Source organism: Halobaculum sp. P14 (assembly GCF_051195155.1).
Taxonomy (GTDB): Archaea; Halobacteriota; Halobacteria; order Halobacteriales; family Haloferacaceae; genus JBNTKA01.
On record NZ_JBNTKB010000001.1, the window covers coordinates 1 to 24,943 of the forward strand.

29 protein-coding genes and 2 pseudogenes are annotated in these 24,943 nt (G+C 69.3%); 14 read left to right on the forward strand and 17 right to left on the reverse strand.

Annotation, left to right across the window (positions count from 1 at the left end; translation table 11 throughout):
• Together sod and ACQUS7_RS00010 are read right to left on the reverse strand one after the other, a co-directional pair.
• Positions 1 to 203, reverse strand: a pseudogene (sod, locus tag ACQUS7_RS00005) (superoxide dismutase [Mn]); the annotation flags it as partial.
• 96 nt (positions 204 to 299) lie between these two features.
• Positions 300 to 923, reverse strand: a complete 624-nt coding sequence (locus ACQUS7_RS00010) for an MBL fold metallo-hydrolase (RefSeq protein WP_435143270.1) — start codon at positions 921 to 923, stop codon at positions 300 to 302.
• Between the two features lie 143 nt (positions 924 to 1,066).
• Here ACQUS7_RS00010 and thyA point away from each other — a divergent pair, with 143 nt between their 5' ends.
• Together thyA and ACQUS7_RS00020 are read left to right on the forward strand one after the other, a co-directional pair.
• Positions 1,067 to 2,068 (forward strand): thymidylate synthase, encoded by a 1,002-nt coding sequence (thyA, locus tag ACQUS7_RS00015; RefSeq protein ID WP_435143273.1) that lies wholly within the window; start codon positions 1,067 to 1,069, stop codon positions 2,066 to 2,068.
• A gap of 2 nt (positions 2,069 to 2,070) precedes the next feature.
• Complete coding sequence (locus ACQUS7_RS00020; RefSeq protein ID WP_435143276.1) at positions 2,071 to 2,559, forward strand: dihydrofolate reductase; 489 nt, start codon at positions 2,071 to 2,073, stop codon at positions 2,557 to 2,559.
• Between the two features lie 48 nt (positions 2,560 to 2,607).
• On the opposite strand, the gene ACQUS7_RS00025 is transcribed toward ACQUS7_RS00020, so the two are convergent.
• Positions 2,608 to 2,850: a hypothetical protein gene (locus ACQUS7_RS00025; protein ID WP_435143279.1), complete on the reverse strand. Its 243-nt coding sequence runs from the start codon at positions 2,848 to 2,850 to the stop codon at positions 2,608 to 2,610.
• 168 nt (positions 2,851 to 3,018) lie between these two features.
• Between ACQUS7_RS00025 and ACQUS7_RS00030 the strand changes: the two are divergent.
• From ACQUS7_RS00030 to ACQUS7_RS00040, 3 genes and pseudogenes are all read left to right on the forward strand, one after another.
• Positions 3,019 to 3,204, forward strand: a pseudogene (locus ACQUS7_RS00030) (HVO_2922 family protein); the annotation flags it as partial.
• 125 nt (positions 3,205 to 3,329) lie between these two features.
• Entirely contained in the window at positions 3,330 to 4,076 is a 747-nt protein-coding gene (gene psmA, locus ACQUS7_RS00035; protein ID WP_435129162.1) for an archaeal proteasome endopeptidase complex subunit alpha, read from the forward strand.
• Between the two features lie 246 nt (positions 4,077 to 4,322).
• A complete protein-coding gene (locus ACQUS7_RS00040; protein WP_435143284.1) occupies positions 4,323 to 5,132 on the forward strand; it encodes an MOSC domain-containing protein in 810 nt (269 codons plus the stop codon).
• A 4-nt stretch (positions 5,133 to 5,136) separates the two neighbouring features.
• Here the strand turns inward: ACQUS7_RS00040 and ACQUS7_RS00045 are convergent, their stop codons facing one another.
• Genes ACQUS7_RS00045 through ACQUS7_RS00065 form a run of 5 tightly spaced genes read right to left on the reverse strand, consistent with a single transcriptional unit; the run spans position 5,137 to position 6,984 of the window.
• Positions 5,137 to 5,412 carry a hypothetical protein gene (locus ACQUS7_RS00045; protein ID WP_435143287.1) on the reverse strand — a complete coding sequence of 92 codons (276 nt, stop codon included), beginning with the start codon at positions 5,410 to 5,412 and terminating at the stop codon, positions 5,137 to 5,139.
• Position 5,413: 1 nt separating this feature from the next.
• On the reverse strand, positions 5,414 to 5,686 hold the full coding sequence (locus ACQUS7_RS00050; RefSeq protein ID WP_435129358.1) for a BolA family protein: 273 nt from the start codon (positions 5,684 to 5,686) through the stop codon (positions 5,414 to 5,416).
• A 53-nt stretch (positions 5,687 to 5,739) separates the two neighbouring features.
• On the reverse strand, positions 5,740 to 6,372 hold the full coding sequence (locus ACQUS7_RS00055; protein ID WP_435143290.1) for a DUF7504 family protein: 633 nt from the start codon (positions 6,370 to 6,372) through the stop codon (positions 5,740 to 5,742).
• Positions 6,362 to 6,703: a hypothetical protein gene (locus ACQUS7_RS00060; RefSeq protein ID WP_435129152.1), complete on the reverse strand. Its 342-nt coding sequence runs from the start codon at positions 6,701 to 6,703 to the stop codon at positions 6,362 to 6,364. The genes ACQUS7_RS00055 and ACQUS7_RS00060 overlap by 11 nt, the downstream gene beginning before the upstream one ends.
• Positions 6,700 to 6,984 (reverse strand): hypothetical protein, encoded by a 285-nt coding sequence (locus ACQUS7_RS00065; RefSeq protein ID WP_435129150.1) that lies wholly within the window; start codon positions 6,982 to 6,984, stop codon positions 6,700 to 6,702. The genes ACQUS7_RS00060 and ACQUS7_RS00065 overlap by 4 nt, the downstream gene beginning before the upstream one ends.
• A gap of 142 nt (positions 6,985 to 7,126) precedes the next feature.
• Between ACQUS7_RS00065 and dgoD the strand changes: the two genes are divergently transcribed.
• Together dgoD and ACQUS7_RS00075 are read left to right on the forward strand one after the other, a co-directional pair.
• Positions 7,127 to 8,275, forward strand: a complete 1,149-nt coding sequence (gene dgoD, locus ACQUS7_RS00070) for a galactonate dehydratase (protein WP_435143294.1) — start codon at positions 7,127 to 7,129, stop codon at positions 8,273 to 8,275.
• A gap of 217 nt (positions 8,276 to 8,492) precedes the next feature.
• Positions 8,493 to 8,756, forward strand: a complete 264-nt coding sequence (locus ACQUS7_RS00075; protein WP_435129145.1) for a hypothetical protein — start codon at positions 8,493 to 8,495, stop codon at positions 8,754 to 8,756.
• Between the two features lie 96 nt (positions 8,757 to 8,852).
• On the opposite strand, the gene ACQUS7_RS00080 is transcribed toward ACQUS7_RS00075, so the two are convergent.
• Entirely contained in the window at positions 8,853 to 10,826 is a 1,974-nt protein-coding gene (locus ACQUS7_RS00080) for a 3-hydroxyacyl-CoA dehydrogenase/enoyl-CoA hydratase family protein (protein ID WP_435129142.1), read from the reverse strand.
• A gap of 241 nt (positions 10,827 to 11,067) precedes the next feature.
• Here ACQUS7_RS00080 and ACQUS7_RS00085 point away from each other — a divergent pair, with 241 nt between their 5' ends.
• Entirely contained in the window at positions 11,068 to 11,604 is a 537-nt protein-coding gene (locus ACQUS7_RS00085; RefSeq protein ID WP_435145203.1) for a DNA-3-methyladenine glycosylase family protein, read from the forward strand.
• 83 nt (positions 11,605 to 11,687) lie between these two features.
• On the opposite strand, the gene ACQUS7_RS00090 is transcribed toward ACQUS7_RS00085, so the two are convergent.
• The 4 genes from ACQUS7_RS00090 to ACQUS7_RS00105 all read right to left on the reverse strand — a co-directional run bounded on the left by ACQUS7_RS00090 (position 11,688) and on the right by ACQUS7_RS00105 (position 14,874).
• Entirely contained in the window at positions 11,688 to 12,281 is a 594-nt protein-coding gene (locus tag ACQUS7_RS00090; RefSeq protein WP_435143297.1) for an archaellin/type IV pilin N-terminal domain-containing protein, read from the reverse strand.
• A 228-nt stretch (positions 12,282 to 12,509) separates the two neighbouring features.
• A complete protein-coding gene (locus ACQUS7_RS00095) occupies positions 12,510 to 12,710 on the reverse strand; it encodes a DUF5786 family protein (RefSeq protein ID WP_435129134.1) in 201 nt (66 codons plus the stop codon).
• Between the two features lie 64 nt (positions 12,711 to 12,774).
• Positions 12,775 to 13,437 (reverse strand): DUF4396 domain-containing protein, encoded by a 663-nt coding sequence (locus ACQUS7_RS00100; RefSeq protein WP_435129132.1) that lies wholly within the window; start codon positions 13,435 to 13,437, stop codon positions 12,775 to 12,777.
• An 81-nt stretch (positions 13,438 to 13,518) separates the two neighbouring features.
• Positions 13,519 to 14,874 (reverse strand): RimK family alpha-L-glutamate ligase, encoded by a 1,356-nt coding sequence (locus ACQUS7_RS00105; protein ID WP_435143301.1) that lies wholly within the window; start codon positions 14,872 to 14,874, stop codon positions 13,519 to 13,521.
• Between the two features lie 161 nt (positions 14,875 to 15,035).
• On the opposite strand from ACQUS7_RS00105, the gene ACQUS7_RS00110 reads away from it, so the two are divergent.
• The 6 genes from ACQUS7_RS00110 (at position 15,036) to ACQUS7_RS00135 (ending at position 20,315) form a co-directional block, all read left to right on the forward strand.
• Complete coding sequence (locus tag ACQUS7_RS00110; RefSeq protein WP_435143304.1) at positions 15,036 to 16,061, forward strand: succinylglutamate desuccinylase/aspartoacylase family protein; 1,026 nt, start codon at positions 15,036 to 15,038, stop codon at positions 16,059 to 16,061.
• Positions 16,062 to 16,215: 154 nt separating this feature from the next.
• Positions 16,216 to 16,638 (forward strand): succinate dehydrogenase, cytochrome b556 subunit, encoded by a 423-nt coding sequence (gene sdhC, locus ACQUS7_RS00115; RefSeq protein WP_435129124.1) that lies wholly within the window; start codon positions 16,216 to 16,218, stop codon positions 16,636 to 16,638.
• Between the two features lies 1 nt (position 16,639).
• Positions 16,640 to 17,011: a succinate dehydrogenase gene (locus tag ACQUS7_RS00120; RefSeq protein WP_435129121.1), complete on the forward strand. Its 372-nt coding sequence runs from the start codon at positions 16,640 to 16,642 to the stop codon at positions 17,009 to 17,011.
• Between the two features lie 3 nt (positions 17,012 to 17,014).
• Positions 17,015 to 17,899: a succinate dehydrogenase/fumarate reductase iron-sulfur subunit gene (locus ACQUS7_RS00125; protein WP_435143309.1), complete on the forward strand. Its 885-nt coding sequence runs from the start codon at positions 17,015 to 17,017 to the stop codon at positions 17,897 to 17,899.
• A gap of 70 nt (positions 17,900 to 17,969) precedes the next feature.
• Positions 17,970 to 19,811: an FAD-binding protein gene (locus ACQUS7_RS00130; RefSeq protein WP_435129116.1), complete on the forward strand. Its 1,842-nt coding sequence runs from the start codon at positions 17,970 to 17,972 to the stop codon at positions 19,809 to 19,811.
• A gap of 246 nt (positions 19,812 to 20,057) precedes the next feature.
• Positions 20,058 to 20,315, forward strand: a complete 258-nt coding sequence (locus tag ACQUS7_RS00135) for a TrmB family transcriptional regulator (protein WP_435129113.1) — start codon at positions 20,058 to 20,060, stop codon at positions 20,313 to 20,315.
• A 78-nt stretch (positions 20,316 to 20,393) separates the two neighbouring features.
• Here the strand turns inward: ACQUS7_RS00135 and ACQUS7_RS00140 are convergent, their stop codons facing one another.
• From ACQUS7_RS00140 to ACQUS7_RS00155, 4 genes are read right to left on the reverse strand one after another with little or no spacing between them, the layout of a single operon-like run.
• Positions 20,394 to 21,170 carry an ABC transporter ATP-binding protein gene (locus tag ACQUS7_RS00140; RefSeq protein ID WP_435129110.1) on the reverse strand — a complete coding sequence of 259 codons (777 nt, stop codon included), beginning with the start codon at positions 21,168 to 21,170 and terminating at the stop codon, positions 20,394 to 20,396.
• Positions 21,167 to 22,015: an ABC transporter ATP-binding protein gene (locus ACQUS7_RS00145; RefSeq protein WP_435143314.1), complete on the reverse strand. Its 849-nt coding sequence runs from the start codon at positions 22,013 to 22,015 to the stop codon at positions 21,167 to 21,169. Before ACQUS7_RS00145 ends, ACQUS7_RS00140 begins: the two co-directional genes overlap by 4 nt.
• Positions 22,012 to 23,715 (reverse strand): branched-chain amino acid ABC transporter permease, encoded by a 1,704-nt coding sequence (locus ACQUS7_RS00150; protein WP_435143317.1) that lies wholly within the window; start codon positions 23,713 to 23,715, stop codon positions 22,012 to 22,014. Before ACQUS7_RS00150 ends, ACQUS7_RS00145 begins: the two co-directional genes overlap by 4 nt.
• The gene (locus ACQUS7_RS00155) at positions 23,712 to 24,818 is read right to left on the reverse strand and encodes a branched-chain amino acid ABC transporter permease (RefSeq protein ID WP_435129104.1); all 1,107 of its coding nucleotides are present in this window, start codon (positions 24,816 to 24,818) and stop codon (positions 23,712 to 23,714) included. Before ACQUS7_RS00155 ends, ACQUS7_RS00150 begins: the two co-directional genes overlap by 4 nt.
• Positions 24,819 to 24,943 lie beyond the last annotated feature (125 nt).

The window sequence follows — 24,943 nt, forward strand, 5'->3', positions numbered from 1 at the left end:
TGCGTCACGTCCCGAATCGCGCCCGCAGACGACGACACGTCCCCGGACTCACGGTTCGCCTCCAGCGTCTCCTCCGCACTGTTCCAGCCGTTCACGTACCCCTGATGGTGCGTGTCGTGATGCCACGTCAGCACCTGCTCTGAAATGTGCGGCTCCAGCGCGTCGTACTCGTACGGCAACGGATCAAGTTCGTACTCGCTCATTGTAATGTCCCTCCGAACGGCTGTTCGCCCGGGACGCTGTTAAAGGTTGAGCAGCGGTCTGCTAGCAGTTCACAGGGGCGGTCCGGGCCGACGCGGCTACCGCATCCGTGCGGCCTGTGCGGCGAGGTCGACGTCGTGCGCCGGGTCGGTCGTGACGCTCGGTCCGTGGCCGGCGTGGAGTTCGGTGACGTCGTCGCCGACGCGGTCGCGGAGCCGGTCGATGCTGTCGACGAGCAGGTCGCGGTCGCCCTCCGCCAGGTCGGTGCGGCCGAAGCCGCCGTTCTCAAAGACGAGGTCGCCGGCGAACAGCGCGCCGGTCTCGTCGCTGAACAGGCAGATGTGGTCGTCCTTGTGGCCGGGCGTGTGGAGCGCCTCGAACGACGCGGTGCCGAGCCGCACCGTTTCGCCGTCAGGGAGTTCGTTGTCGACGGCCGGCTGGCTCGGGTCGAACCCCCACGTCTCCACGTCGAACGCCTCGCGGACGTCCGCGAGCGTCCCGATGTGGTCCGGGTGCGTGTGCGTCAGCACCACCGCGTCGAGGTCGCCGACGTGTTCGCGGACCGCCGCGGCGACGTCGAAGTTCGACCCGGTGTCGACGAGGACGCGGCGGCCGTGGTCGCCGTCGTCGTCCGCGGCCCCTGCCGCCTCGGAGGCCGGCCCGGAGACCAGGAAGGCGTTGCTGGTGAACGACTGGACGCCGGCGGCGAGGTTCCGAATCATGTGTCCGTCTGGGCGCCCCGGCGCCTTTCGTGTTCCCCTTCGACGCCGCGCGGGCCGAGGCTGCACCGCGACGACTGCGGGACGACTGCGGCGGGGAAGGCCGTGGCGTGAGGATTTTTAGTGTCGCCGCGCGCGGATGGAGTATGAAGCAGTACCTCGACACCGCCGAACGCGTTCTGCGCGACGGCTCGCACAAGCCGAACCGGACCGGTGTCGACACGATTTCGTCGTTCTCCGAGCACTACACGGTCGACCTCGCCGAGGGGTTCCCGCTGCTGACGACGAAGGACCTCTCCGGGTTCCGCTGGAACTCGCTGATCCACGAACTGCTGTGGTATCTCTCCGGCGAGGAGCACGTCCGGAATCTGCGCGAGGAGACCGGCATCTGGGACGCGTGGGCCGACGACGAGGGCCACCTCGACACCGCCTACGGCCGGTTCTGGCGGCGGTTCCCGGTGCCGGAGGAGGGGCTGACCGGCGAGACGTGGCCGGACGACGACCACCGGTGGATGAACGACGACGAACGCACCTTCGACCAGCTCCAGTACGTGCTCGACACGCTGGAGGAGAACCCGCAGTCCCGCCGCATCGTCGTGAACGCCTGGCACCCCGCGAACGCGACGGTGTCGACGCTGCCGCCATGTCACTACACGTTCGTGTTCAACGTCCAGGGCGACCGGCTGAACCTGCACCTGACTCAGCGGTCGGGCGACGTCGCACTCGGCGTCCCGTTCAACGTCGCCGCCTACAGCATCCTGCTGACCGCGGTCGCACAGCGAACCGGGTTCGAGCCCGGCGAGTTTGCTCACAGCATCGTCGACACCCACATCTACTGCGGCACCGGCGACCGCGGCGACTGGTACGCCGACAACCTCGACCGGCTCTCCGACCGCGTCGCCGCCGTCGACGACCGCGACGGGTTCCGCGACGTCGCCGACTGGCTGGAGTCCGAGGCGCCGCCGGAAGCCGACGGCGAGGAGGACTACGACCACGTCCCGGGGATGCTCGAACAGCTCTCGCGGGAGCCGCGCGACCGGCCGACCATCGACGTCGCCGACAAGCCCCTGGAGGAACTGACGTTCGACGACATCCGGCTGTCGGAGTACGACCCGGCGCCGGGCATCCGGTTCGCGGTCGCGGAGTAGCCGTGGACCTGGTCCTCATCGTCGCCGTCGCCGACAACGGCGTCATCGGCGCGGACGGCGACATCCCGTGGCACCTCCCGGCCGACCTCCGGCACTTCAAGGAGACGACGACCGGCCACCCGGTCATCGTGGGGCGGCGCACCTACGAGTCCATCGCGCGCGACCTCGGCGGCCCGCTCCCCGGCCGGACCAACATCGTCCTGTCGCGGTCGGAGCCGGACCTCCCGGACGACGTCGTGGTCGCCGACTCCGTCGACGCCGCGGTCGACGCCGCGGAATCGACCGGCGCCGACGCCGCCTACGTCGCCGGCGGCGGCGCGGTGTACGAACAGTTCCTCGACCGCGCCGACCGCATGGTGGTCACGGAACTGCACGACCGCTACGAGGGGGACACCTACTTCCCGGAGCCGGACTGGTCCGCGTGGCGCGAAACCGACCGCGAACGCCGCGACGACTTCGACATCGTGACGTACGAACGCCGGGAGCCGTAGCGGGGACCGTCGCCGACGCGGACGCCGACCCTGAGGCTGCGCGGTCCGTCAGTCGGAATCGTCGTCGCCGGCGGCGACGGTTCGGTCCCGTTCGACCGCGGTCCGGCCGACGGGAGAGGCGAGCGTCGAGAACGCCGAGCGCGCCGCGGCGTCGACTCGGTCGAGCGCGCTCGTCGGTTCGAAAACGAACCCCGACTCGGTCGGGACGATTCGCGACGGCGGCGTTTCCACCTGCGGCGGGTCCGCGGGCGCGTCGTCCCACGAGTCGGGGAGGTCCGCTCTCCACTGCATACGACCGACCAGACGGGGACGCACGGATAACCCCGCGAATCCGTGTCCGGAACGCGGACGCCGCGGGACACCGACGGAATCCGGCGGACCCGGAATCGTTTTCCGTCGCCGAACTCGGCTGCGGCCGCCAGGGCTTAGGTGCCTGAATACGCGTGGTGGGGTATGCCGAGCAAGGCGACGTTCGAACTGTTCGAGGACGACGGCGGCGAGTGGCGGTGGCATCTGACCCACGACAACGGGAACATCATCGCCGACTCCGGCGAAGGGTACGCCTCCAAACAGAAGGCGCGCGAAGGGCTCCAGAGCGTGAAGGAGAACGCGCCCGGCGCCGACGTCGTGGAACTGGACGACTGACCGGACGGCGCGGCGGAGCGCGGGCCGCCGGCTAAAAATCCTTTTAGGGAGGCTTTTTCCGGCGGGAGCACCTAGCCGGAGTCGATGAGTGCAACCGCGACGACACAGGCTGTCGGTGAGACCCGATGAGAGGGAACGACCAGCAGGCGTACGACCGCGGGACGTCGCTGTTCTCGCCTGACGGCCGCATCTACCAGGTCGAGTACGCGCGCGAGGCGGTTTCGCGCGGCGCGCCGTCGCTCGGCATCCGGACGGCCGACGGCGTCGTCCTGGCCGCGCAGGCGCAGGCGTCCTCCAGCCTGATGGAGTCGGAGTCCATCGAGAAGCTGCACAAGCTCGACGACCACGTCGGGACCGCGTCGGCCGGCCACGTCGCCGACGCCCGGCAGCTCATCGACTTCGCGCGCCGCATGGCACAGGGCAACCGGCTCCGCTACCGCGAGCCGGTCGGCGTCGAGACGCTGACGAAGTACGTCACCGACCACATCCAGGAGAACACGCAGATGGGCGGCACGCGGCCGTACGGCGCCGCGCTGCTCATCGGCGGCATCGAGAACGGCGAGCCGCGGCTGTTCGGCGCCGACCCGTCCGGGACGCCCCACGAGTGGAAGGCGACCGCCATCGGCGGCTCCCGACAGGACATCCAGGACTTCCTCGAAGAGCACTGGGCGGACGACCTGGCGCTCGACGACGGCGTCGACCTCGCGCTCCGCGCGCTGCTGCAGGCCGACGACGAACTCACCGCCGCAGACCTCAGCGTGGCGACTATCACCGAGGACGGCGGCTACACGACGCTGACGGCGGACGAACTCGCCGAGCGCGTCGAGGACCTGCCGGACGACGGCGGCGACGACGCCGACGACGAGGAGTAACGACCGCGCCTGTCGCGGACGCCGGCTCGCCCGCCGCGTCCGCCGACCGGGTCCGCTGACCGCACGCCGACCGCTTCCGTTTTCGCGCCCGCCACGCTGCGAGCAGCGGCGCCCGGCGAACCGAGGAACCGTCGGGAACGGCGCTCCGGAACAGCACGGCCGGCGGTCGGCAGCAGCGTCGTCCTCGGCCGCCGGGCGCGACCGAACCGCACACAGTTTTACTCCCGGCCGGCTCCTGGCTCGGGTATGGACCACTCCGCCGCGGCGACGCTCGACAGCATCACGGTGTACCCGGTGAAGGCGCTGGACGGCGTCGGCGTCGACGACGCCCGAATCGGCGACGCCGGCGGCCTCGTCAGGGACCGGGAGTTCGCGGTGGTCGACGCCGACGGCGACTACGTGAACGGGAAGAACGAGCGGCGCATCCACCGCGTCAGCGCCGACTTCGACCTTGGCCGGCGGACCGTCCGGCTCGCCGCGCCGCGCGACGACGACGCGCCGGCCGCCGCCGAGTTCGGCCTCGACGACGACCGCGGCGGCGTCGAGTCGTGGCTCGCGGACTTCCTGGGCTACGACGTCTCGGTCGTCGGCGAAGACCCGGCGGGCTACCCGGACGACGAGGAGGCGGACGGGCCGACCGTCGTGTCCACGGGGACGCTCGCCGAGGTGGCGTCGTGGTTCGACGGCGTCGACGCGGCCGAGATGAAGCGCCGGCTCAGACCGAACCTCGTCGTCGACGCCGCCGAGGCGTTCTGGGAGGACCGGCTGTTCGGCTCCCGCGGCGACCGCGTCCGGTTCCGCGTCGGCGACGTCGCGCTCGACGGCGTGAACCCCTGTCAGCGCTGCGTCGTCCCGACCCGCGACCCTGACACCGGGGAGGCGACGCCGGGGTTCCGCGAGCGGTTCGTCGAGCGACGCCGGGAGACGATGCCGCCGTGGAGCGGCGGCGACTGGTTCGACCACGACTACCGGCTGATGGTGAACACCGAGGTGCCGGCGTCGTCGCGCGGCGACCGGTTCCGCGTCGGCGACGACGTCGTCATCGCCGACGAGTGACGCCCTACTCCGGGTCGTCGCCGGCCCGACCACCAGGACTGGCCCGCACGAACACCGCGGCGGCGACGAAGAGCGCCACGGTCGTCGCGGCGCCCGCGGCTGCGGGCGGAATCGGCGGCGCGTCGCCGACGGCCCGCATCGACGCGAGAACGGAGTGAACGCCGACACCGGCCGCTATCGGCGCGGCGAACGCGACGACCGAGGCCAGCAGCCGCCGCGCCGGGGCGGAGAGGTGCCGGACGAACGGCAGCGTCGCGCCCGGGCCGCGTCGCCGCGGCATCTCAGGCGTTCTGCTCTCGGTACTCCTCGTACTCCTCGGGCGTGAACGTCTTGATTTCGAGCGCGTGGACCTCCTCGGTCATCGCGTCGCCGACGGCGTCGTACACGCGCTGGTGCTGGGCGACCAGCGACTCCCCCTCGAACGCCGGCGAGACGACGACGGCGGCGAAGTGCTGGTCCTCGTGCTCCTCGTCGGGCGCGCGCGGCGTCGTCACGGTGGCGTCTGCGTCGTCGATGCCGGCTTCGATGGCGGCTTCGACGTCGGCTGCGTTCATCGTCATGGACGCACGTCGGCGACGAGCCCGGAAAAAGCGGTCGGTGCCGGCGGTCAGCGCAGGTCCGCGTAGTGGTCGAACAGGCCGGCGAACCGCGCGACGGTCCGCTCCTCGGCGGCGGCCGCGTTCAGCCCGACGACCGTCGCCGCGTCGCCGCCGCGCGCCCGGTCGAGCACCTGCGAGGTGAGCCGGTAGACGTTCGACGGGTCGGCGTACAGCAGCAGGAACTGGAGGTCCTCCCAGAGCAGCCACCCCTCGCCGGGCTTGACGTACTCCATCGCCTGTGACACCCGGACTGAGATGCCGGTGAGGTCGCTCGGGTCGACCGGCGACGACACCCACAGCGGCCCGTCGTACGACACCGGCGACCCGGTCACCGGGACGTGGCCGCACTGCCCCGGGTCGCCGCCGCGGCGCTCGATGGCGGCCTCGACGCGCCCCGGCTGGCTCGGCGAGATGACGAGCGCGTTGTCGAACGCGGTCGTCGGGACGGACCCGACCAGCGAGTCCATCGCCTCCAGCAGCACGAGCGTCGCGTCGCCGAACTCCGCCGCGAGTTCGCTCCCCGCCGCGTCGACGTCCGCGGACCCGCCGTCGCTCCGCAGCGCCGCGGCGGTCTGTTCGAACCGCGCCGCCGCCGGGACGCCGGAGTCGGTCGCGGCCGAGTCGTCGCCGTCAGTTATCATCGGTGAACCCTCCTTCGCCGGTGGAGACGGGCGGCGGCGACTCCTCGGTCAGGTCGCCGCGGTCGAGGCGGACGAACGGTTTCGCGAACAGCAGCACGCCGACGAACACCGCCAGCGCGGCCGCCAGTTCGAGCACCCTGCTGACGAACGGCGCGCCCGCAAGGTCCGCGAGGTAGGACGCGGTCAGCGTCACGAAGCCGGCAGTGAGCGACACGAACGCCTCCGTGTACGCGATGTTTCGCGCGTACCGGACCACCGGGTAGAGCAGCAGCAGGCTGACCGCGGTGAGCGCCCCGGCCTGCGCGAGCAGGACGGCCTCGTGGACGTTCACAGCGACCACCTCCCGCTGAGCAGCAGCGCCCCGCGGACCGCCGCGAGCAGCGCCGCGCCGATGGCCGCCGTCGACAGCACGAGGTGGAACACGGCCGGCGTCGCGACGCCGAGAATCATCGGGATATTCACGACGAGGTACGCGGCGAGAACCACCGGTATCGGCCGCAGTATCCCGCCGAACGGGGCGTCGCGGAAGCCGTACGCCGCGAGGACGGCCGGCGGCAGCGACGCCGCGAGCACCAGCGTCGTCAACAGCAGCAGCGTCGACTGATGCGACATGGCTCGCGCCGACGGCGGCCACCGTCGTAAACGTTCCCCGCGTTCCGGGCGGCCGGGAGCCGGAACGAAGCCGAGCCGGCGACTCGCCGGGGGTCCGCGACGACCTCGGCGGAGTTTTGGGGGAGCGCGAAGACGCCGAGGTATGGAGATCGTCGACTACGACCTGTACGCGGTTCCGCCGCGCTGGCTGTTCCTCCGCATCGAGACGAGCGACGGCACGGTCGGCTGGGGGGAGCCGGTCGTCGAGGGGCGTACGCGCAGCGTGAAGGAAGCGGTGGCTGAGCTCGTCGAGGACTACCTGCTCGGCGAGGACCCGTTGCCGGTCGCCGACCACTGGGAGCGGCTGTACCGCGGCGGCTTCTACCGCGGCGGCCCCGTCTTCATGTCCGCCATCGCCGGTATCGACCAGGCGCTGTGGGACATCAAAGGCAAACACTTCGGCGCGCCGGTCCACGAACTGCTCGGCGGCCCGGTCCGCGACCGCGTCCGCGTCTACCAGTGGGTCGGCGGCGACCGCCCCGAGGGCGTCGCCGAGGCGGCCGAAGCGAAGGTCGACGCCGGCTTCACGGCGCTGAAGATGAACGCGACGCCGGAGCTGGAGCGCGTCGAGTCGCCGGCGACCGTCGAGCGGGCGGCCGAGCGGCTCCGCGTCGTCCGCGAGGCCGTCGGCGACGACGTCGACATCGGCGTCGACTTCCACGGCCGCGCGACCAAGACCGCCGCGAAACAGCTCGCCGCGGCGCTCGAACCGCACGACCCGTTCTTCATCGAGGAGCCGGTGCTCCCCGAACACAACGACGCGCTCGCCGACATCGCCGCCAGCACGTCGACGCCCATCGCGACCGGTGAGCGCATGTTCCACCGGACCGACTTCAAGCAGGTGTTCGAGTCGAACGCCGTCGACGTCGTCCAGCCGGACCTGAGCCACGCCGGCGGCATCACGGAGTGCCACCGCATCGCGACGATGGCGGGCGCGTACGACGTGTCGGTCGCGCCGCACTGCCCGCTCGGCCCCGTCGCGCTCGCCTCCTGCCTGCAACTCGACGCGGCGGTTCCGAACGCGCTCATCCAAGAGCAGAGCCTCGACATCCACTACAACGAGACCAGCGACGTCCTCGACTACCTCGCCGACCCGTCCGTCTTCGAGTACGAGGACGGCTTCGTCCCGGTGCCGGACGGCCCCGGGCTCGGCATCGACGTCGACGAGGACGTCCTCGCGGAGCGCGACGGCCACGACGACTGGCACAACCCGGTGTGGCGCCGCCCCGACGGCTCGGTCGCCGAGTGGTGACCCCGAGTCCGCGCCGACCCGTCCGTCCACGGCGACCTCCGCATACCGTGAAGTGACTGGCGCCGAAACCGCGAGACGAACGACCCGACCATGTCCACGCCAGCCCTCCATCAACAGCGCGACGCAGACCGGGTGAGTGCTCGTGCCGCGTGAACGACACAGAATCGCGGTTTACGGCCTCGCCGCACTCGTCTGTGGGGCACTGACAGTCCGGGCCGTGGTGCGGGGAAGTGACCTGTTTCAGGCCGTGCTGCTCGCCGCAGCGACCGCGTACCTGCTCGGCGCCGCCGCGCCCGCGGTCCACGACCGCGTGCCGCACTACGAGCGCGTCGCCGCCATTCCGCTCGGCCTGCTCGGCGTCGTCGCCGCCGCGGTCGGCGTCCCCACCGACCTCCCCGTACTGTTCATCCTCCTCGGCGCGGCGGCGGTCGTGGACCTCCGCTGGGACCCGACGGGGAACGTCCACGGCGCCGACGACTGACCGCCGGAACGCACCACAGAAACGGCAGACACCGAAACGACCGACAACGAAACGACGGACTGCGAAAATCAGCGAGTGGGCGCGGTTACGCGCCGACTACTTGCCTTCGAACTCCGGTTCCTCGTCGGACATGAACGCCGTGACGCCCTCCATCAGGTCGTCGGTGTTCATGAGGTGGCCGAACGCCATCGCCTCGATTTCGAGGCCGGCGTCCTCGTCGGTGCGGCCCTCGTGCATCGCGCGCTTCGTGTACCGCTGGGCGATGGGCGGGCCGGCGGCGAGGTCGCGGGCGAGTTCGAGCCCGCGCTCTTGCAGTTGGTCGTTCGGCACGACCTCGTTGATGAAGCCGTACCGCTCCATCGTCTCGGCGTCGTAGCGGTCGGCGGTGAAGATTATCTCCTTCGCGCGGCCCTCGCCGACGATGTTGCTGAGCCGCTGGGTGCCGCCCCACCCGGGGAGCAGCCCGAGGTTGTGCTCGGGCTGGCCGAGTTCGGAGCGCTCGGAGGCGACGCGGAGGTCCGCGGCGGTCGCCAGTTCCATGCCGCCGCCGAGGCAGTAGCCGTCGATTGCGGCGACGACCGGGAGGTCGGACGACTCCAGTTTCCCGAACGTGGACTGGCCCTTCCGGGAGAGCTCGACGGCCGACAGCGAGTCGCTGCCGCCGACGGCCATCGACTGCACGTCGGCGCCGGCGGAGAACGCCCGGTCGCCCTCGCCGGTGACGAGGATGGACCGGACGTCGTCGTCGGATTCGAGCGCCTCCACGGCGAGCCCGAGTTCTTCCAGCATCTCCTCCGAGACCGTGTTCATGCGGTGCGGCCGGTCGAGGACGATGCGGCCGACGCGGCCGTCGCGCTCGACGCGGATCGCCTCGTACTCCACGCCGCCCTCCTCGCCGCCGCCGTCGCCGTAGAAGCCTTCGTCGGCGGCGACGAGCCGCTGGAGCGTGTCGGCCGGCTCGTAGCGGGCCGCGCCCGTCTCGTCGTGGAGCGACGCCAGCGTGTCGAGCAGCACGTCGAGTCCCTCCTCGTCGGCCATCTTGGCCGGGCCGTCCGGGAAGCCGGCGCCGAGCTTGACGGCCCGGTCGATCGCCTCCGCGTCGGCGACGTCGTTGCCGACGAGCGCCGCCACCTCGTTCGCCATCACGGCCAGCAGGCGCCGCCGGACGTCCTCGCGAATCTCGTCGGAGGGGATGTCCGCGCCGCCGTTCTCGTAGTCGTAGAACCCGGCGCCGGTCTTCTTGCCGAGCTCGTCGTTGTCGACTTTCTCTTCGAGCAGCGGGCACGGCTCGTAGGCGTCGCCGAGGACGCTGTGCATGTACTCGAGGACGTGGTAGCCGACGTCGATGCCGACCTGGTCTGCGAGTTCGAAGCTCCCCATCGGCAGGCCGACGTCGTACTTCGTCGTGGAGTCGACCTCGGCGACTGTGGCGTCGCCCTCGTGGACCATCCACGCGGCCTCGTTCATCAGCGGGACCAGCACGCGGTTCACGATGAAGCCGGGCGAGTCCTTGCGGACGCGGACCGGCGTCTTCCCCATCCGCTCGGCGACGCCCTCGACCAGCGACAGCGTCTCCTCGCTGCTTGCCTCGCCGGCGATGACCTCGACGAGCTGCATCCGCACCGGCGGATTGAAAAAGTGCATCCCGCAGAACTGCTCGGGCCGGTCCGTCTCCTCGGCCAGCTCGGTGATGGACAGGCTCGACGTGTTCGACGCGAACACGGCGCGCTCCGGCGCGTGCGCTTCGACGTCGGCGTAGACGTCCTTCTTGATGTCCATCTTCTCCGGCACCGCCTCGATGACGAGGTCGGCGTCCGCGACGGCGTCCTCGACGGGGACGACCGGAGTGACGCGGTCCAGCGCGGCCTCCGCGTCGCCCTCGGAAATCTGGTCCTTCTCCGCGAGCTTTTCGAGGCTCCACTCGATCTGCTCGTAGCCGTCCTGGACGAACTCCTCGTTGATGTCGCGCATCCGGACGTCGAACCCGGCGAGCGCGGCCACTTCTGCGATTCCGTGCCCCATGTTCCCGGCGCCGAGCACGGCGACGGTTTCGACCTCTTCTGGGTCCATAGCCGGGTGGTTGGGCGGCCCCGGATTGAACGTTTCCCCTCGAACCACCCGAAACGAACCGCCCGTTCACCGGCGTTTCCGTTCACGCGCCGAAACCCGTTTCCCCCCGCGACGCCTCCGTCCGCTGATGTCAGTCCCGCCGACCACCGCACCGAGAGGCTCCCGTCACCGACCGACCGCCCCGCCGACGGGGGGAGCATGAACGACGACGTCGAGCGCGTCCGTGCGCGACGACCCGGTCATGGCCGACCTCATCGACGCGCACGGACGCATCGAGTTCGTGCCCGCGGACAACGAGTTCGAGCGGCTCAGCGTCTCCATCATCAACCAGCAGCTCTCCACGGCGTCGGCGGCCGCCATCCGTGAACGGGCCTTCGACGTCGTCGGCGACGACGTGACGCCGACGGCGGTCCTGGCCGCCGACGAGGACGCGCTCCGCGACGCCGGGCTGAGCGCGACGAAAGTCGACTACCTCCGGAACGCCGCAGAGGCGTTCCGCAACCGCGACCTCACTCGCGAAGGCCTCGCCGACCTGTCCGACGAGGAGGTCGTCTCGGCGCTCACCGAAATCAAGGGCATCGGCGAGTGGTCCGCGCACATGTACCTGATTTTCACGCTCGGCCGGGAGGACGTCCTCCCGCTCGGCGACCTCGCGGTGCGCCGCGGCTTCGAGGAGCTGTACGGCGCGGAGAGCCGAAGCGAGATGCGCGACATCGCGGCGCAGTGGCGCCCCTACCGGAGCTACGGGACGCGGTACATCTGGGAAGGCTCCGACTGACTGACCGCGGCGGTCGTGCTTCGGATTCGGTCCGTGGGAAAGAAAAGCCGTCGACGCCGCGTCGACGGAGTCGTCCGGGGCCGTTAGAGTTCGACCGCGCTCTTCGAACTCAGCGACTGCGGGACCTGCACCCGGATCGTCGTCGTCGCGCCGGACATCGTGTTGATCTTCAGCGTCACCTCTTCGCCCTCAGACAGGGTACCGGTGAAGTTCCCGCTGCCGAGTTCGAAGATGAGTTTGACGCGGTCGTCCGGGTCGTTCAGGACGGGCGCGGAGTTGTCCGCGTCCTTGACCTCCGCGTAGGTGAATGAGCCGTCGGCCGGACTGCCGACGGAACTCTCCGTCAGGGTGTACGTGCCGTCCGGCCCGATCCAAGACACTGTGGCGTTCAGGAGGTCGATGTCGCCGGCGCCGGGCGCCTGAGACACCGTCACGTTCACCTTGTCGATGGTTTCGCTGCCGGTGACGTGACCGGTCGTCGAAACCGCCTGGAGGCGGTTAGAGACCTGCTGGCTGGACTGTTCGCCTGTCGCTTGCGCTTTCGACTGGAGGAACCCAGCCGTGTTGATGAGTACGCCCGCGGCGATAGCGGCGACGAGCACCATCGCGATGAACACGATGAGCGTCCCGATGCCGACTTGGCCGCGCTCTTCCTCGTCCGTAATGAATTCGAACATTTGTCGTTGTGCTCCCACCCGTTCGCAGATGCGAAGGGGGATACTCTGACGAGCAGCAAGGTGACTCATATATGTTACCTGCAGAGTATTCGAGTTGATATTCGCGCCTCGAACGGCGAGACTGCGGTGGATTGACACGAGTCGCCGAGCAGTAGAGAACAGTTTCAACGAACAGATAGTTCTCGGAAAATTTCGGGCAGAAGAAACCGAGTCGTCGGCGAGCCGCCGTTACTCGTCGTCCGCGTCGGCGTCGTCGCCCTTCATCGTCTGCAGTTGGTCGACGAGGTCGTCCGTCGAGGCGCCCGCCTCGAAGCTCGCCTCCCCATCGTGTTCGGACTCGTGTGCGTCGACCGTCGAGCCGTCGCCGGCTTCCCCGCCGTCGTTCTGTTGACGTTCCTGCTCGGACTCGTCGTAGCTCCCAAAGCCCATACCGGGTCGAGCGGACGGGCACTGATAAACCGACCGGCCTGCGTTCGCCTCGTGAGAACTCGTCTCACCCCATCTCCGCGGGGTCCCCCATGCCTTCCTTGACGCCGACGTGGATGAGCGCGAGGTTCACCGGGTAGGCGGCGACGAGCCCGACGGTGAGCGACACCACGAGGCTCGACCAGAACAGGACGTCGCCGATGGCGGCCTCGCCGGCGAGCCACAGGTCGACGCCGATTGCGGTCGCCTCCATCGCGGTGATGCTCGCGGTTTCGCTGTAGACGGCGTCGCGGAACGCCGCCGGGAACGCCATCCCCTCCTCCAGGAGCGGCCCGACGGTGAGCGCCATCCCGAACGCGTACGCCGCGGTGAACGTCCCGGCGACGACCCACGTGGTTCCGAGCGACAGGACGCCGACGGTGACGACGACCCCGAGGACCTCGCCGGCGCCACACCCCGAGTAGCAGTGTGCGACCGACCGGACGCCGCGGCGCCACGGCGAGTCGTGCGGAATCTGGGTGCGGCCGGCGAACCAGTACAGCGCCAGCCCGAGCGGCCCGGAGTAGAGGACGGTGAGCGTCCACACCCACCGCATCAGCCGCGGAATCGCGGCGTTGTTCGCCGCGAGGTCGTACCGGACCGCGACGAGTGACGCGACCACCAGCACGGCCCAGACTGCGAGTGCCTGCGGGTCCGTGACGACTGCCTCCAGCGCGGATTCGAGCGACACACCGACCTGTTCGGCTCAACGTAGTTTACGGCGGCGGCCGACGCGGACGGCCGAGCGGCGCGTGTCTGCGCGGCTCGCCCGCTACTCCAGCCCTTCTTCCTCCTCTTCGTCGCGGTCCTCGGTCCGCGTCTCGTCGGCGTACCGCTGGACGTCGACGCGGTAGTGCTGGAGGATGTCGCGGCCGAGCAGCAGCGGGTAGCTCATGTGCGAGCGGTCCTCAACGCTCGCGGTCACCGTGTGCTGCTGGCCGCCGATGCCGACGACGAGGTCGACGACCGGCCGGGCCTTCCCGGACTTCATCGACCCGGACTTGACGCGCGTCATGCTCTTGATTGGGCCGGCGCCGATTTCGGCGGCGAGTTCCGTGTCGATGCTCGACCGGGTCGCGCCCGTGTCCGACTTCGCGTACGCCTGCGTCGACCCGCGGGTGCCGGCGACGACGACGTCCTCGATGTAGCCGATGATGGGCGTCTCCTTCGGCGACTCCTGAGTGGTCCGCGGCATGCAGGTCGGCGTCGCGTCGTCCAGCGTCGCGGTCAGCTCCGTCACGCGCTCGTCGTCGACGTCGCCGCCGACGTGTTCGATGGCGAGCCTCGCGATGTGCGGCGCGGGCGAGCGGCCCGTCGCCTTGAACAGCCCCTTGAAGCCGGCCGTCGGGTTCACTTCGAGGACGTACCAGCCGTCGTACCCCTGAACGAGGTCGACGCCGGCGTAGTCGAGCCCGACCGCGTCGGCGGCGCGGAGCGCCATCTCCCGCGCCTCCTCGGAGAGCGAGTCGGTCGCGTCCTCGACGTCGCCGCCGAGCGCGACGTTCGTGCGCCAGTCGCCCTCCGGCGCGTAGCGGTTCATCGCGCCGACGATTTCGTCGCCGACGACGTAGACGCGGAGGTCGTGGTGGCGGACCTCGTCGCGGTCGATGAGTTCCTGCAAGAACGCCTGCCGGTTCCCGACCATCGGGTTCACCGGCTCCGTGAAGTCGACCTTCCAGGTGCCGCCGCCGTGGGTGCCGATGGCGGTCTTGTAGACGCCCTCGTCGCCGAAGCGGCCGCGGCCCTCGTTCAGTTTCCGGTTCGACAGCGCGAGCAGCGCGTCCGGGACGCGGATGCCGGCCTCCGCGAGCGCGACGGCCGACGCGAACTTGTGGACCGCGGTCAGCACCGACGACGGCTCGTTCAGCATCGGCCGCGCCGCCGCGAACGTCTGCGCCAGCCCGAGCCCCTCGGCGGGCTCTTCGGTGTTCGACAGCAGCATCCGGTTCGCGACGACGTCGACGTCAGGGTCGAGCACGACGTCGCTGTCGACCAGATTGACGCTCGTGTTCTCCTCGCGCAGCCACACCGGCTCGTGGCCGAGCGCCTCCACCGCGTTACAGATGGCCTTCGACTCCTTGCTCGTGTGCAGCGACAGAACCCCCACTCGAACCGAATCGTCCGTCATACTGTTTGGCACAGCCGGTCGCACAAAAGAACTCCCGGTTGGTGCGGCCTCTGTGACTCGCTCCCGGGGCACAGACCGGTTCGACCCGCTCTCGCAGTCGGCTCGCCGCCGCAGTGCGGTTCACACGCACGCTTATACGCGGGGCTCTCCGAGGCTACGACATGACCGACGACGGGGCGTTCACCTACAACGGCGGGAAGGTGGAGCCGGGCGAACAGCAGAACATCAGGTACGTCGTCTCGGAGACGTACCTCGGCGACCCCGTCCGCATCCCCGTCACCATCGTCAACGGCGAACGGGACGGCCCGACCGTGTTCCTCTCGGCGGCGGCCCACGGCGACGAACTGAACGGCATCGAGGTGGTCCGCGAAGTGGCGTTCGAGTGGGACCGCTCGGACCTCGCCGGGACGCTCATCTGCATGCCGGTGTTGAACGTCCCGGCGTTCCTCGCCCAGCAGCGCTACCTCCCGGTGTACGACCGCGACCTGAACCGGTCGTTCCCGGGCGCGGCGGACTCGACGTCGTCCAAGCGGATGGCGCACACCATCTTCACAAACTTCATTGAGCCGTGCGACCTCGGCTTGGACTTCCACACGTCGACGCGCGGCCGGACGAACATGGTCCACGTCCGCGCCGACATGTCGAACCCCGAGGTCGCGCGGCTCGCGCGCGCCTTCGGCAGCAACGTCGTCATCGACAGCGAGGGCAGCAGCGGCATGCTGCGGGTCGAAGCCGCGGCGGTCGACACCCCGACCATCACGGTGGAGATGGGCGAGGCACACCGGTTCCAGCGGACCCTCATCGACTACGCGCTCGACGGCGTCCGCAGCGTGTTCGGCGAGTACGGCGTCACCGACCCGGCGGCCGTGCGCTGGCCGGGGTGGCGCACCGTCATCACCGACGAAAAGGAGAAGACGTGGCTGCGCGCGGACGCCGGCGGCATGGTCGACATGCACTTCGAGAAGGGGGCGCTCGTCCACGAGGGCGACACGGTGTGTACGATAACGAACCCGTTCAAGGACGACAACACGGCGGTCGTCGCGCCGTTCACCGGGCTGCTCGTCGGCGTCCTCGAAAACCCGGTGGTCTACCCGGGGAACCCGCTGTGCCACCTCGTCGAACTCGACGAGTCGACGCGACGCGCCGTCGAACTGGAGCAGTCGCCGGTCAGCGACAACGCGACCTGAGCGGAGCGCATCGGGGCTGTCGGGCGCGGAGCGGCCGCGAGGTAAGCGTTGCCCGAACCACGGTTGATGTCGCCCGACTGCGTCGGGGCGGCGCGCGCCCGCGGGACGATACACGTAACTACTATACTACGGGGGAACGCAGCCTCGTACACCCATGAGCCAGTCGTACGACAGAGGCCTCATCGAGGACTTCGGCCGGTGGCGGGAGTTCTCGGCGGGGATGTGGGCGTGGGTGTTCCACAAGTTCACGGGCTGGGTGCTCGTGGGCTACCTCTTCACCCACATCGCCGTCCTGAGTACCGCCATCTCCGCGGCCGGCAACGCGCAGGCCATCGCGGCGGAGAACGACGTTTACACCACAGTCATCTCGACGCTCGAGAGCCTGCTCGTCGTCCGCGTCCTCGAAGTCGGGCTGCTGGCGGTCGCCGTGTTCCACATCCTGAACGGCTGCCGCCTGCTGCTCGTCGACCTCGGTATCGGCCTCGAATCACAGGACAAGAGCTTCTACGCGTCGCTCATCCTCACCGGCGCCATCGTCGTCGCGTCGGTGCCGACGTTCGTCGAGGGGGTGCTCTGAGATGGCGGAGCGCTACTCCTCGTTCGAGAAGGGCGGGCGGCAGTGGCTCTGGCAGCGCATCACGGCGGCGTTCCTCGTCGTCGTGCTCGCGTTCCACTTCTTCCTGCTTCACTTCGTCAACCACGCCGCCGAAGTGACGTTCATGCAGAGCAGCATGCGGATGGAGAACGTCACCTACTACTCACTGATGGTGCTGTTCCTCGTCACCGCGACGTTCCACGGCGTCAACGGCGTCTACAACGCCCTGCTGAATCAGGGTCTCTCCGGGACGAAGCGGCAGGTCGTGAAGTACGCGCTGCTCGCCGCGAGCCTCGTCGTCATCGTCCAGGGAGTCCGCACCGCGAACGCGTGGGCCGGCCTACCGACGTTCTAAACCATGAGTACGCACGTTCCAGACACCGAATCCGACACGGAGACCGCCGACGAGTCGCTCCCGTCCGCCCAGGAAGCGCGGATGCAGAAGAAAGCCGAGGCGCGCGCCGACCGCGAAGAGCGCGCCCGCGAGGAAGCCGAAGCGGCCGCGTCCAGCGACGAAAGCACCTACCACCTCAAGGTGTTCCGGTACGACCCCGAGGTGGAGGGGAAGATGGAGCCGCGGTTCGACGACTTCTACGTCCCCTACGAGAAGGGGATGACGGTGCTCGACGCGCTCATCCACGCGCGCGACACCTTCGACTCGTCGCTGACGTTCCGCCACTCCTGCCGGCAGGCCATCTGCGGGTCGGACGCCATGTTCATCAACGGCTCGCAGCGGCTCGGCTGCAAGACCCAGCTGTCGGACCTCGAAGAGCCGGTCCGCGTCGAGCCGCTCCCGCACGCCGAAGTCCGGAAGGACCTCGTCGTCGACATGGAGCACTTCTACGACCAGATGGAGGCGGTCAAGCCGTACTTCCAGACGAACGAGCTGCCGGACGGCGAACTGGAAGAGCAGCGGCAGACGCGGGAGAACCGCGAGAAGGTGAAGATGTCGACGCGCTGCATCTGGTGTGGCGCCTGCATGTCCTCCTGTAACATCGCCGCCGGCACCAACGAGTACCTCGGCCCGGCGGCCATCAACAAGGCGTACCGGTTCGCGATGGACGAACGCGAAGGCGAGGACATGAAAGAACACCGGCTCAACGTCCTCGAACAGGAGAACGGCGTGTGGCGCTGTCAGACCCAGTTCTCCTGCACCGAGGTGTGCCCGAAGGACATCCCGCTCACCGAGCACATCCAGGAGCTGAAGCGGGAGGCCGTGAAGAACAACCTGAAGTTCTGGTAGCGACCCGACCCGTCCAGAGCACCCGACTCACATTCGACCGACACCCGACACGACACAACTCAACGAAACCATGCACGAACACGACGTCATCGTGGTCGGCGCCGGCGGCTCCGGGCTACGGGCCGCCATCGCCGCCCAGGAGGAAGGCGCGGACGTAGCCATCGTCTCGAAGCTCCACCCGGTGCGAAGCCACACCGGGGCGGCCGAAGGCGGCATCAACGCCGCCCTCCGCGAGGGCGACTCCTGGGAGGACCACGCGTACGACACGATGAAAGGCTCCGACTACCTCGGGGACGCCCCGGCCATCGAGACGCTGTGCCAGGACTCCCCCGAGGAGGTCATCCAGCTGGAACACTGGGGAATGGCGTTCAGCCGCGACGACGACGGCCGCGTCTCCCAGCGGCCGTTCGGCGGGCTGTCGTTCCCGCGCACCACCTACGCGGGCGCCGAAACCGGCCACCAGCTGCTGCACACCATGTACGAACAGCTCGTCAAGCGCGGCATCACCGTCTACGACGAGTGGTACGTGACGGACCTCGCCGTCTCCGACGAGGACGAACCGGAGGACCGCTCGTGTCACGGCGTCGTCGCGTACGACCTGCAGACCGGCGAGGTCTCCGGGTTCCGCGCGACCGACGGCGTCGTGCTCGCGACCGGCGGGCTCGGCCAGGTGTTCGATCACACCACGAACGCGGTGGCGAACACCGGCGACGGCGTCGCGATGGCGTACCGCGCCGGCGTCCCCATCGAGGACATGGAGTTCATCCAGTTCCACCCGACGACGCTCCCGAGCACCGGCGTGCTCATCACGGAGGGCGTCCGCGGCGAGGGCGGCATCCTCTACAACGAGGAGGGCGAGCGGTTCATGTTCGAGTACGGCTACGCCAGCAACGCCGGCGAACTCGCCTCCCGCGACGTCGTCGCACGCGCCGAACTCACCGAGGTGAACGAGGGCCGCGGCATCGACGACGAGTACGTCCACCTCGACATGCGCCACCTCGGCGAGGAGCGCATCATCGACCGGCTCGAGAACATCGTCCACCTCTCGGAGGACTTCGAGGGCGTCAATCCGCTAGACGAGCCGATGCCGGTGAAGCCCGGCCAGCACTACGCGATGGGCGGCATCGAGACCGACGAGAACGGCGCGACCTGCGTCGACGGCCTGTACGCGGTCGGCGAGTGCGCCTGCGCCTCCGTCCACGGCTCGAACCGCCTCGGCGGCAACGCGCTCCCCGAACTCATCGTGTTCGGCAAGCGCGCCGGCCGACACGCCGCGGGCGCCGACCTCGGCGACGCCGAGATCCCGACCGGAAAGCCCGACGACTACGAGCCCGGCGAAGTCGACACGCCCGTCGAACCCGGCGCCGTCGACTCGGCCGGCGACAGGACGGCCGCGGACGGCGGCGTCGCCGAGGCGGACGCGGACGGCGGCGCGGTCGTCGAACGCGCCGTCGACGACCAGCGCGACCGGATTCAGTCGCTGCTCGACGAGGAGGACGGCGTCCAGCACGCCGAGGTCCGAAGCGACGTCCAGGAGACGATGACCGCGAACGTGAACGTGTTCCGCGAGGAGGACGGGCTGAAAGAGGCGCTCGCGGACATCCGCGAGGCCCGCGAGGCGTACCAGGACGTCTACGTGAAAGACCCGTCGCGGACGTTCAACACCGAACTCATCCAGACCATCGAGACCCGGAACGTCATCGACGTCGCCGAAGCCATCACGCTCGGTGCGCTCGCCCGTGAGGAGTTCCGGGGCGCCCACTGGCGCGCGGAGTTCCAGGAGCGCCGCGACGACGAGTGGCTGAAACACACGATGCTGTCGTGGAACGACGGGACGCCGGAGCTGTGGTACCGGCCGGTCATCCTCGAAGGCGAGGAGAAGGAGTACGAACCGAAAATCCGGTCGTACTGACCGACCGAGCCGACTCACCACCGACGAGAGCGGTCGCCGCCGCCGGTCGACGCGACCGACGCGCACCCCGGTTTCTCTCCGTCACGAGTCGAACTCCGCGGCCGCATCGGCGCTGCGGTGGCCGCGAAACCACGCCACGCTCCTCCCGTTACTTCCGCTCGTCGCTGCGTTCGGCCGCCTCGACCCGGTTTCGACTATCGTCGTACAGTAGTTTTACGGGTGTCGAAGTACTGGGTGCGGGTACGAATGCAGGCCACGTCTCGAACCGACGCCACCCCCGCGTCGGACTCGGCAACCGAACCGACGATGGAGCAGGTCCCGGACGACCTGAACTCGCCGCGGGCGAAACTGGTGTATCTGTACCTCGCCACGCACGGCGCCGTCACCGAGGACGAACTGTGCGACGGCCTCGGCATGAAACGCATCTCGCTGTACAGCATCCTCAAAACGCTCCGCGGCGCCGACCACGTCACGAAAGACGGCGACCGCTACGTCCTGAACTGATCTGATTCCTCCCCGTTCGCGTCCACCGCTCCGGCAGCGACGGCGCCGGACGGCCTCCGAGGGGGCGTTCGGCGCGGTTCAGCCGCCCAGGAAGTCCTTGCGGACCTGTTCGTCGCCGAGCAGCGCCTCGCCGGAGTCGACGTAGGCGTTCTCGCCGTTCACGAGGACGTAGCCGCGGTCGCAGCGCCGAAGCGCCTCCTTCGCGTTCTGCTCCACCATCAGGACGGCGGTGCCGTCGTCGTTGATGCGGTCGATTCGGTCGAACATCTCCTCGACGAGGTCCGGGGCGAGCCCCGCCGACGGCTCGTCGAGCAGCAGCAGGTCCGGGTCGAGCATCAGCGCGCGACCCATCGCGAGCATCTGCCGCTGCCCGCCGGACATCGTACCGGCGCGCTGGTCCGAGCGCTCCTCGAGAATCGGGAACCGGTCGTAGACGGCGCGAATCTGGTCCTCCGGCACTTCGTCGAGGATGTACGCGCCCATCTCGAGGTTCTCCCGGACCGTGAGGCTCTCGAAGACGTTCTCGTTCTGCGGGACGTAGCCGACGCCGAGGTGGATGATTTCCTCCGGTCGGAGGCCGTGAATCTCCTCGTCGTCGAACTCGATGCTGCCGTCCATGTACGTCGTCAGCCCGAAGACGGACTTCATCACCGTCGACTTCCCGGCGCCGTTCGGCCCGACGATCGTCACGTACTCCTCGGCGGCGACGTCGAGGTCGACGTCCGAGAGAATCTGGAGGTCGCCGTAGCCGGCGTCGAGGCCGCGGACCTCCAGCAGGGAGTCGTCCGGCGTGTCGGCCTCCTCGGCGGCGGTCGCGTCGGCGCCGTCAGCCGCGGCGTCGCTTCCGTCGGTCATTCGACGTCACCTCCGAGGTACGCCTCGATGACCTGTTCGTTCTCCGTGACCGCCTCGGGCGGCCCCTCGGCGAGCACCTGCCCCTGATGCATGACGATGACGCGTTCGCAGTTGTTCATGATGACGTCCATGTCGTGTTCCACGAGCAGGAACGTGTTCCCGCGTTCGCGGAGCTCGTGGATGCGGTCGAGCAGCTTCTCTTCGAGCGTCGGGTTCACGCCGGCCAGCGGCTCGTCGAGCAGGACGAGCTCCGGGTCGGTCATGAGCGCCCGCGCCATCTCCAGCAGTTTCCGCTGGCCGCCGGAGAGGTTCCCGGCGTACTCCTCGGCGAGGTGGTCGATTTCGAAGAATTCGAGCTGCTGCCACACCTGTTCGAGCAGCTCCTCCTCCTCGCCGACGACGCGGCTGCGCAGCCCCGGCAGCACCGAGTGGAAGAACCGTTCGCCGAGTTGCCCCTGCGGCGCGAGCATCATGTTTTCGAGCACCGTCATCTCCTCCAGTTCGCGGGCGATCTGGAACGTCCGGACCAGGCCGCGGTTCGCGATGTCGTGCGTCTCGAGCCCGGTGATGTCCTCGCCCTGGAACCGGACGGCGCCGGCGGTCGGTTCGTGGACGCCGGTGATGCAGTTGAACGTCGTCGACTTCCCGGCGCCGTTCGGCCCGATGAGCCCCGTGAGCGTCCCCTCCTCGACGGAGAACGTCGCGCCGTCGACGGCCGTGATGCCGCCGAACGTCTTCCGGAGATTCTCGACCTCCAGCGGCGGCTGACCGCCCGATGCGGCGTCGCCGCCGCCGTCGGCGTCGCGCGGGTCGGCCGCCGCGTCTGCGTCCGCTGTGTCGTTCACTGCGGCTCACCTCCGTCGGAAACGGCGTCCGCGGCATCTGGGCCGTCGGAGTCGCCGTCGGCGGACCCGGGCCGCCCGAGCGGAATCGCCGCGGCCTCCTCCTTGCGGTGACCGAGCAGCCCCTCGGGGCGGCGCTGCATCAGCGCGACGAGGATGACGCCGACGAGGATGAATCGGAGCGCGGAGACGTTCGCGAGCAGGAACGACAGCATCGGCAGCACCTTCCCTTCGAACAGCGGCCCGACCGCGGCCGGGAAGTTCGCGGGCGTCCCGCCGAACTCGACGTAGTTCGTGACGACGCGGCGGACGTACGTCGGGCCCTGCCAGACGAGCGACGCGAACAGCGCGCCGCCGAGCACGCTCCCGGTGTTGGAGCCGGCGCCGCCGATGATGAGCGCGACCCAGATGTAGAACGTGATGATGGGCTTGAACGCGCCCGGGTTCGTGTACCCCTGGCTGCCCTGCCAGAGGATGCCGCCGAGCCCCATCAGCCCGCAGCCGAACATGAACGCGACGATTTTGAACCGCCGCGTGTCCTTGCCGAGCGCCTCCGCGACGGTTTCGTCCTCGCGGATGGCCTTGAGGACGCGGCCGAACGGGGAGTTGCCGACGCGGACGAGCAGCACGTAAAACAGCGCGACGAAACACGTGAGCACGAGCACGTACGCCGCGTTGACGATGACCGGCGGCTGGACGGCGAGGTCGAGCGTGAACGCCGGCAGCGGAACGACGCCGAGCCACGACGACCCCGGTGGAATCAGCCGAATCCGGAGCCCTTCGAACAGCGGGAACAGTACGGAGCCGAGCAGCGCCGGCTCGGCGGCCGGACCGAACCCTTCGTAGAACAGCAGGCGGAGCGGATTCCCGGGCATCGAGATGCCGGTCGCGCCGCCGGTCCCGGTCGTCCGCGACGTAATCGACAGCCCGCCGGCGGTGGAGAGCCACGGCACCGTGAACTGCTGGAGCGTCCGGGACTTCAGCGTGATGCGGATGATCTCCGAGAGCGCGACCGTGACGATGGCGAAGTAGTCGGCGCGGAGCCGAAGCGCGGGAAGCGCGGCGACGAGGCCGGCGAGCGACGCCATCAGCATCCCGCCGAGGATGCCGACCGGGAGCGGCAGCCCGAGTCCGGGGATGCCGGCGGCGCCCGCGTCGACCGGCGACGACAGGATGGCCATGGTGTAGACGCCGACGGCCATGAAGCCGGCGACGCCGATGTTGAACACGCCCGTGTACCCCCAGTGGAGGTTCAGCGCGAGCACCAGCATCGCGTACACCGCCGAGAAGAACAGCACCGAGCGGAGCGAACTCACGAGGCCGTTGAACGGGAGGTCGAGCGCCACGGCGAACACGAAGAAGCCGACCGCGACGTGCCCGAGGATGATGGCGAGTTTGTCGACGTCGGAGACGGCCCACCGGTCGCTCAGCCACGCGACGTACGGCTCCGCCGGCGGGGCGACGGCGGCGTACAGCGCCGCGACGACGACGCCGGCGTAGATGAAGCCGATGAGGCTGCCGCCGACCGGCAGCGACGACAGGTCGAACGACAGCACCGCGAACACGACGGCGAAGCCGACGGCGAGGTGTGCGAGCGCGGTGGCCCAGGCGGCGGCGCCGCCGGCCGCCCAGCGGTCCCGGAACCACTCGCGGTACGGGGTCCAGCCGGGGACGTCGCGGTCGTCGTCGAAGCCGACTGTCACGTCGTCGTCACCCCCGAGAACAGTCCGGACGGCTTGAACAGCAGCACGAATATCATGACGGCGAACGCGGCGACCGTCGAGAACTCGCTCGGAATCCAGACGAGCGCGAGGTTCTGTGCGAGCCCCATGACGACGCCGCCGAACATGGCGCCGTAGATGGAGCCGATGCCGCCGAGGATGACGGCGGCGAAGATGAGCAGCAGCAGAATCCAGCCGAACTGGAAGTTCATCGTGCCGCGTTCGAGCGCGATGAGGAAGCCGCCGGCGCCCGCGAGGCCGCCGCCGATGATCCAGGTGAACCGGACGACGCGCTCGGTCGGGATGCCGGTGACGCGGGCCAGGTCCTCGTTGTCGGCCATCGCGCGCATCGCTTTCCCGAGCTTGGTCCGCTGCAACAGCAGATGCACGCCGTACATCAGTCCGGCCGCGACGACGACCAGCGTGAGCTGGTGGCCGCCGAAGCCGACGACGCCGCCGGGCAGCGACAGCGTGAACTCCGGGACCGACTGCGCGTCGGTGAGCCCGCGGGTGCGGGAACTCCAGATGATGTAGATGGTGTACCGGAGCGCGAGCGCGACGCCGATGGAGGCGATGAGCAGCGAGATGCCTTCCTGGTCGCGCATCGGCTTGTAGACGACGCGGTCGATGGCGAGCGACAGCACCACCGCGACGGCGGCCGAGACGACGAGGCCGGCGACGATGGCGAGCGGCGTGTTCACGACGGAGACGCCGAGTTCGCGCGTCGAGATGGAGCCGATGAACAGCAGCGTCGCCGCGTCGAACTGGCCGAAGCCGGCGACGAGCCACGTGACCGACCAGCCGGCGAACGCGCCGGTGGTGACGTAGTCGCCGTGGCCGAAGTTCGCGAAGTTCAGAATGCTGTACGTCATCGAGAGTCCGACGCCCGCCAGTCCGATGGAGAGGCCGACGACGAGTCCCTCCCACAGGTAGGTGACGAGCTGGGCGACCGTGAGGCCGCCCGGCGTCGAGAGCTGTCTGAACACGTCGAACAGGAGCACGACCACCAGCAGCGTCGCCAGGATGGCGAACGACCGGTTCGATGCGAACTCCCGTCCGCGCGTGTACGTTTCATTGATCCCCATTGCGATACCTTCTCACAGTTCTCGGGTGGCCTGACGGAGTTAAATGTTCCCACACGAGCGGCAAAAATCCGGGGAAGCGACGGTTCACGGTGGCGTTGGCGACCTGAGAGGTGCGGGGCGAAACA

Bases quoted from the DNA above. Each gene is read 5' to 3' on its own strand.
- ACQUS7_RS00050 (WP_435129358.1), bottom strand. From the start codon at position 5,686: ATGAACGCAGCCGACGTCGAAGCCGCCATCGAAGCCGGCATCGACGAC.
- ACQUS7_RS00095 (WP_435129134.1), bottom strand. From the start codon at position 12,710: ATGGGCTTTGGGAGCTACGACGAGTCCGAGCAGGAACGTCAACAGAAC.
- ACQUS7_RS00130 (WP_435129116.1), top strand. From the start codon at position 17,970: ATGCACGAACACGACGTCATCGTGGTCGGCGCCGGCGGCTCCGGGCTA.
- ACQUS7_RS00090 (WP_435143297.1), bottom strand. From the start codon at position 12,281: ATGTTCGAATTCATTACGGACGAGGAAGAGCGCGGCCAAGTCGGCATC.
- ACQUS7_RS00140 (WP_435129110.1), bottom strand. From the start codon at position 21,170: ATGACCGACGGAAGCGACGCCGCGGCTGACGGCGCCGACGCGACCGCC.
- ACQUS7_RS00080 (WP_435129142.1), bottom strand. From the start codon at position 10,826: ATGGACCCAGAAGAGGTCGAAACCGTCGCCGTGCTCGGCGCCGGGAAC.
- ACQUS7_RS00045 (WP_435143287.1), bottom strand. From the start codon at position 5,412: ATGCCGCGGCGACGCGGCCCGGGCGCGACGCTGCCGTTCGTCCGGCAC.
- ACQUS7_RS00125 (WP_435143309.1), top strand. From the start codon at position 17,015: ATGAGTACGCACGTTCCAGACACCGAATCCGACACGGAGACCGCCGAC.
- psmA (WP_435129162.1), top strand. From the start codon at position 3,330: ATGAGAGGGAACGACCAGCAGGCGTACGACCGCGGGACGTCGCTGTTC.
- ACQUS7_RS00055 (WP_435143290.1), bottom strand. From the start codon at position 6,372: ATGATAACTGACGGCGACGACTCGGCCGCGACCGACTCCGGCGTCCCG.
- ACQUS7_RS00135 (WP_435129113.1), top strand. From the start codon at position 20,058: ATGCAGGCCACGTCTCGAACCGACGCCACCCCCGCGTCGGACTCGGCA.
- ACQUS7_RS00040 (WP_435143284.1), top strand. From the start codon at position 4,323: ATGGACCACTCCGCCGCGGCGACGCTCGACAGCATCACGGTGTACCCG.
- ACQUS7_RS00105 (WP_435143301.1), bottom strand. From the start codon at position 14,874: ATGACGGACGATTCGGTTCGAGTGGGGGTTCTGTCGCTGCACACGAGC.
- dgoD (WP_435143294.1), top strand. From the start codon at position 7,127: ATGGAGATCGTCGACTACGACCTGTACGCGGTTCCGCCGCGCTGGCTG.
- ACQUS7_RS00085 (WP_435145203.1), top strand. From the start codon at position 11,068: ATGGCCGACCTCATCGACGCGCACGGACGCATCGAGTTCGTGCCCGCG.
- ACQUS7_RS00155 (WP_435129104.1), bottom strand. From the start codon at position 24,818: ATGGGGATCAATGAAACGTACACGCGCGGACGGGAGTTCGCATCGAAC.
- sdhC (WP_435129124.1), top strand. From the start codon at position 16,216: ATGAGCCAGTCGTACGACAGAGGCCTCATCGAGGACTTCGGCCGGTGG.
- ACQUS7_RS00110 (WP_435143304.1), top strand. From the start codon at position 15,036: ATGACCGACGACGGGGCGTTCACCTACAACGGCGGGAAGGTGGAGCCG.
- thyA (WP_435143273.1), top strand. From the start codon at position 1,067: ATGAAGCAGTACCTCGACACCGCCGAACGCGTTCTGCGCGACGGCTCG.
- ACQUS7_RS00010 (WP_435143270.1), bottom strand. From the start codon at position 923: ATGATTCGGAACCTCGCCGCCGGCGTCCAGTCGTTCACCAGCAACGCC.
- ACQUS7_RS00120 (WP_435129121.1), top strand. From the start codon at position 16,640: ATGGCGGAGCGCTACTCCTCGTTCGAGAAGGGCGGGCGGCAGTGGCTC.
- ACQUS7_RS00065 (WP_435129150.1), bottom strand. From the start codon at position 6,984: ATGTCGCATCAGTCGACGCTGCTGCTGTTGACGACGCTGGTGCTCGCG.
- ACQUS7_RS00025 (WP_435143279.1), bottom strand. From the start codon at position 2,850: ATGCAGTGGAGAGCGGACCTCCCCGACTCGTGGGACGACGCGCCCGCG.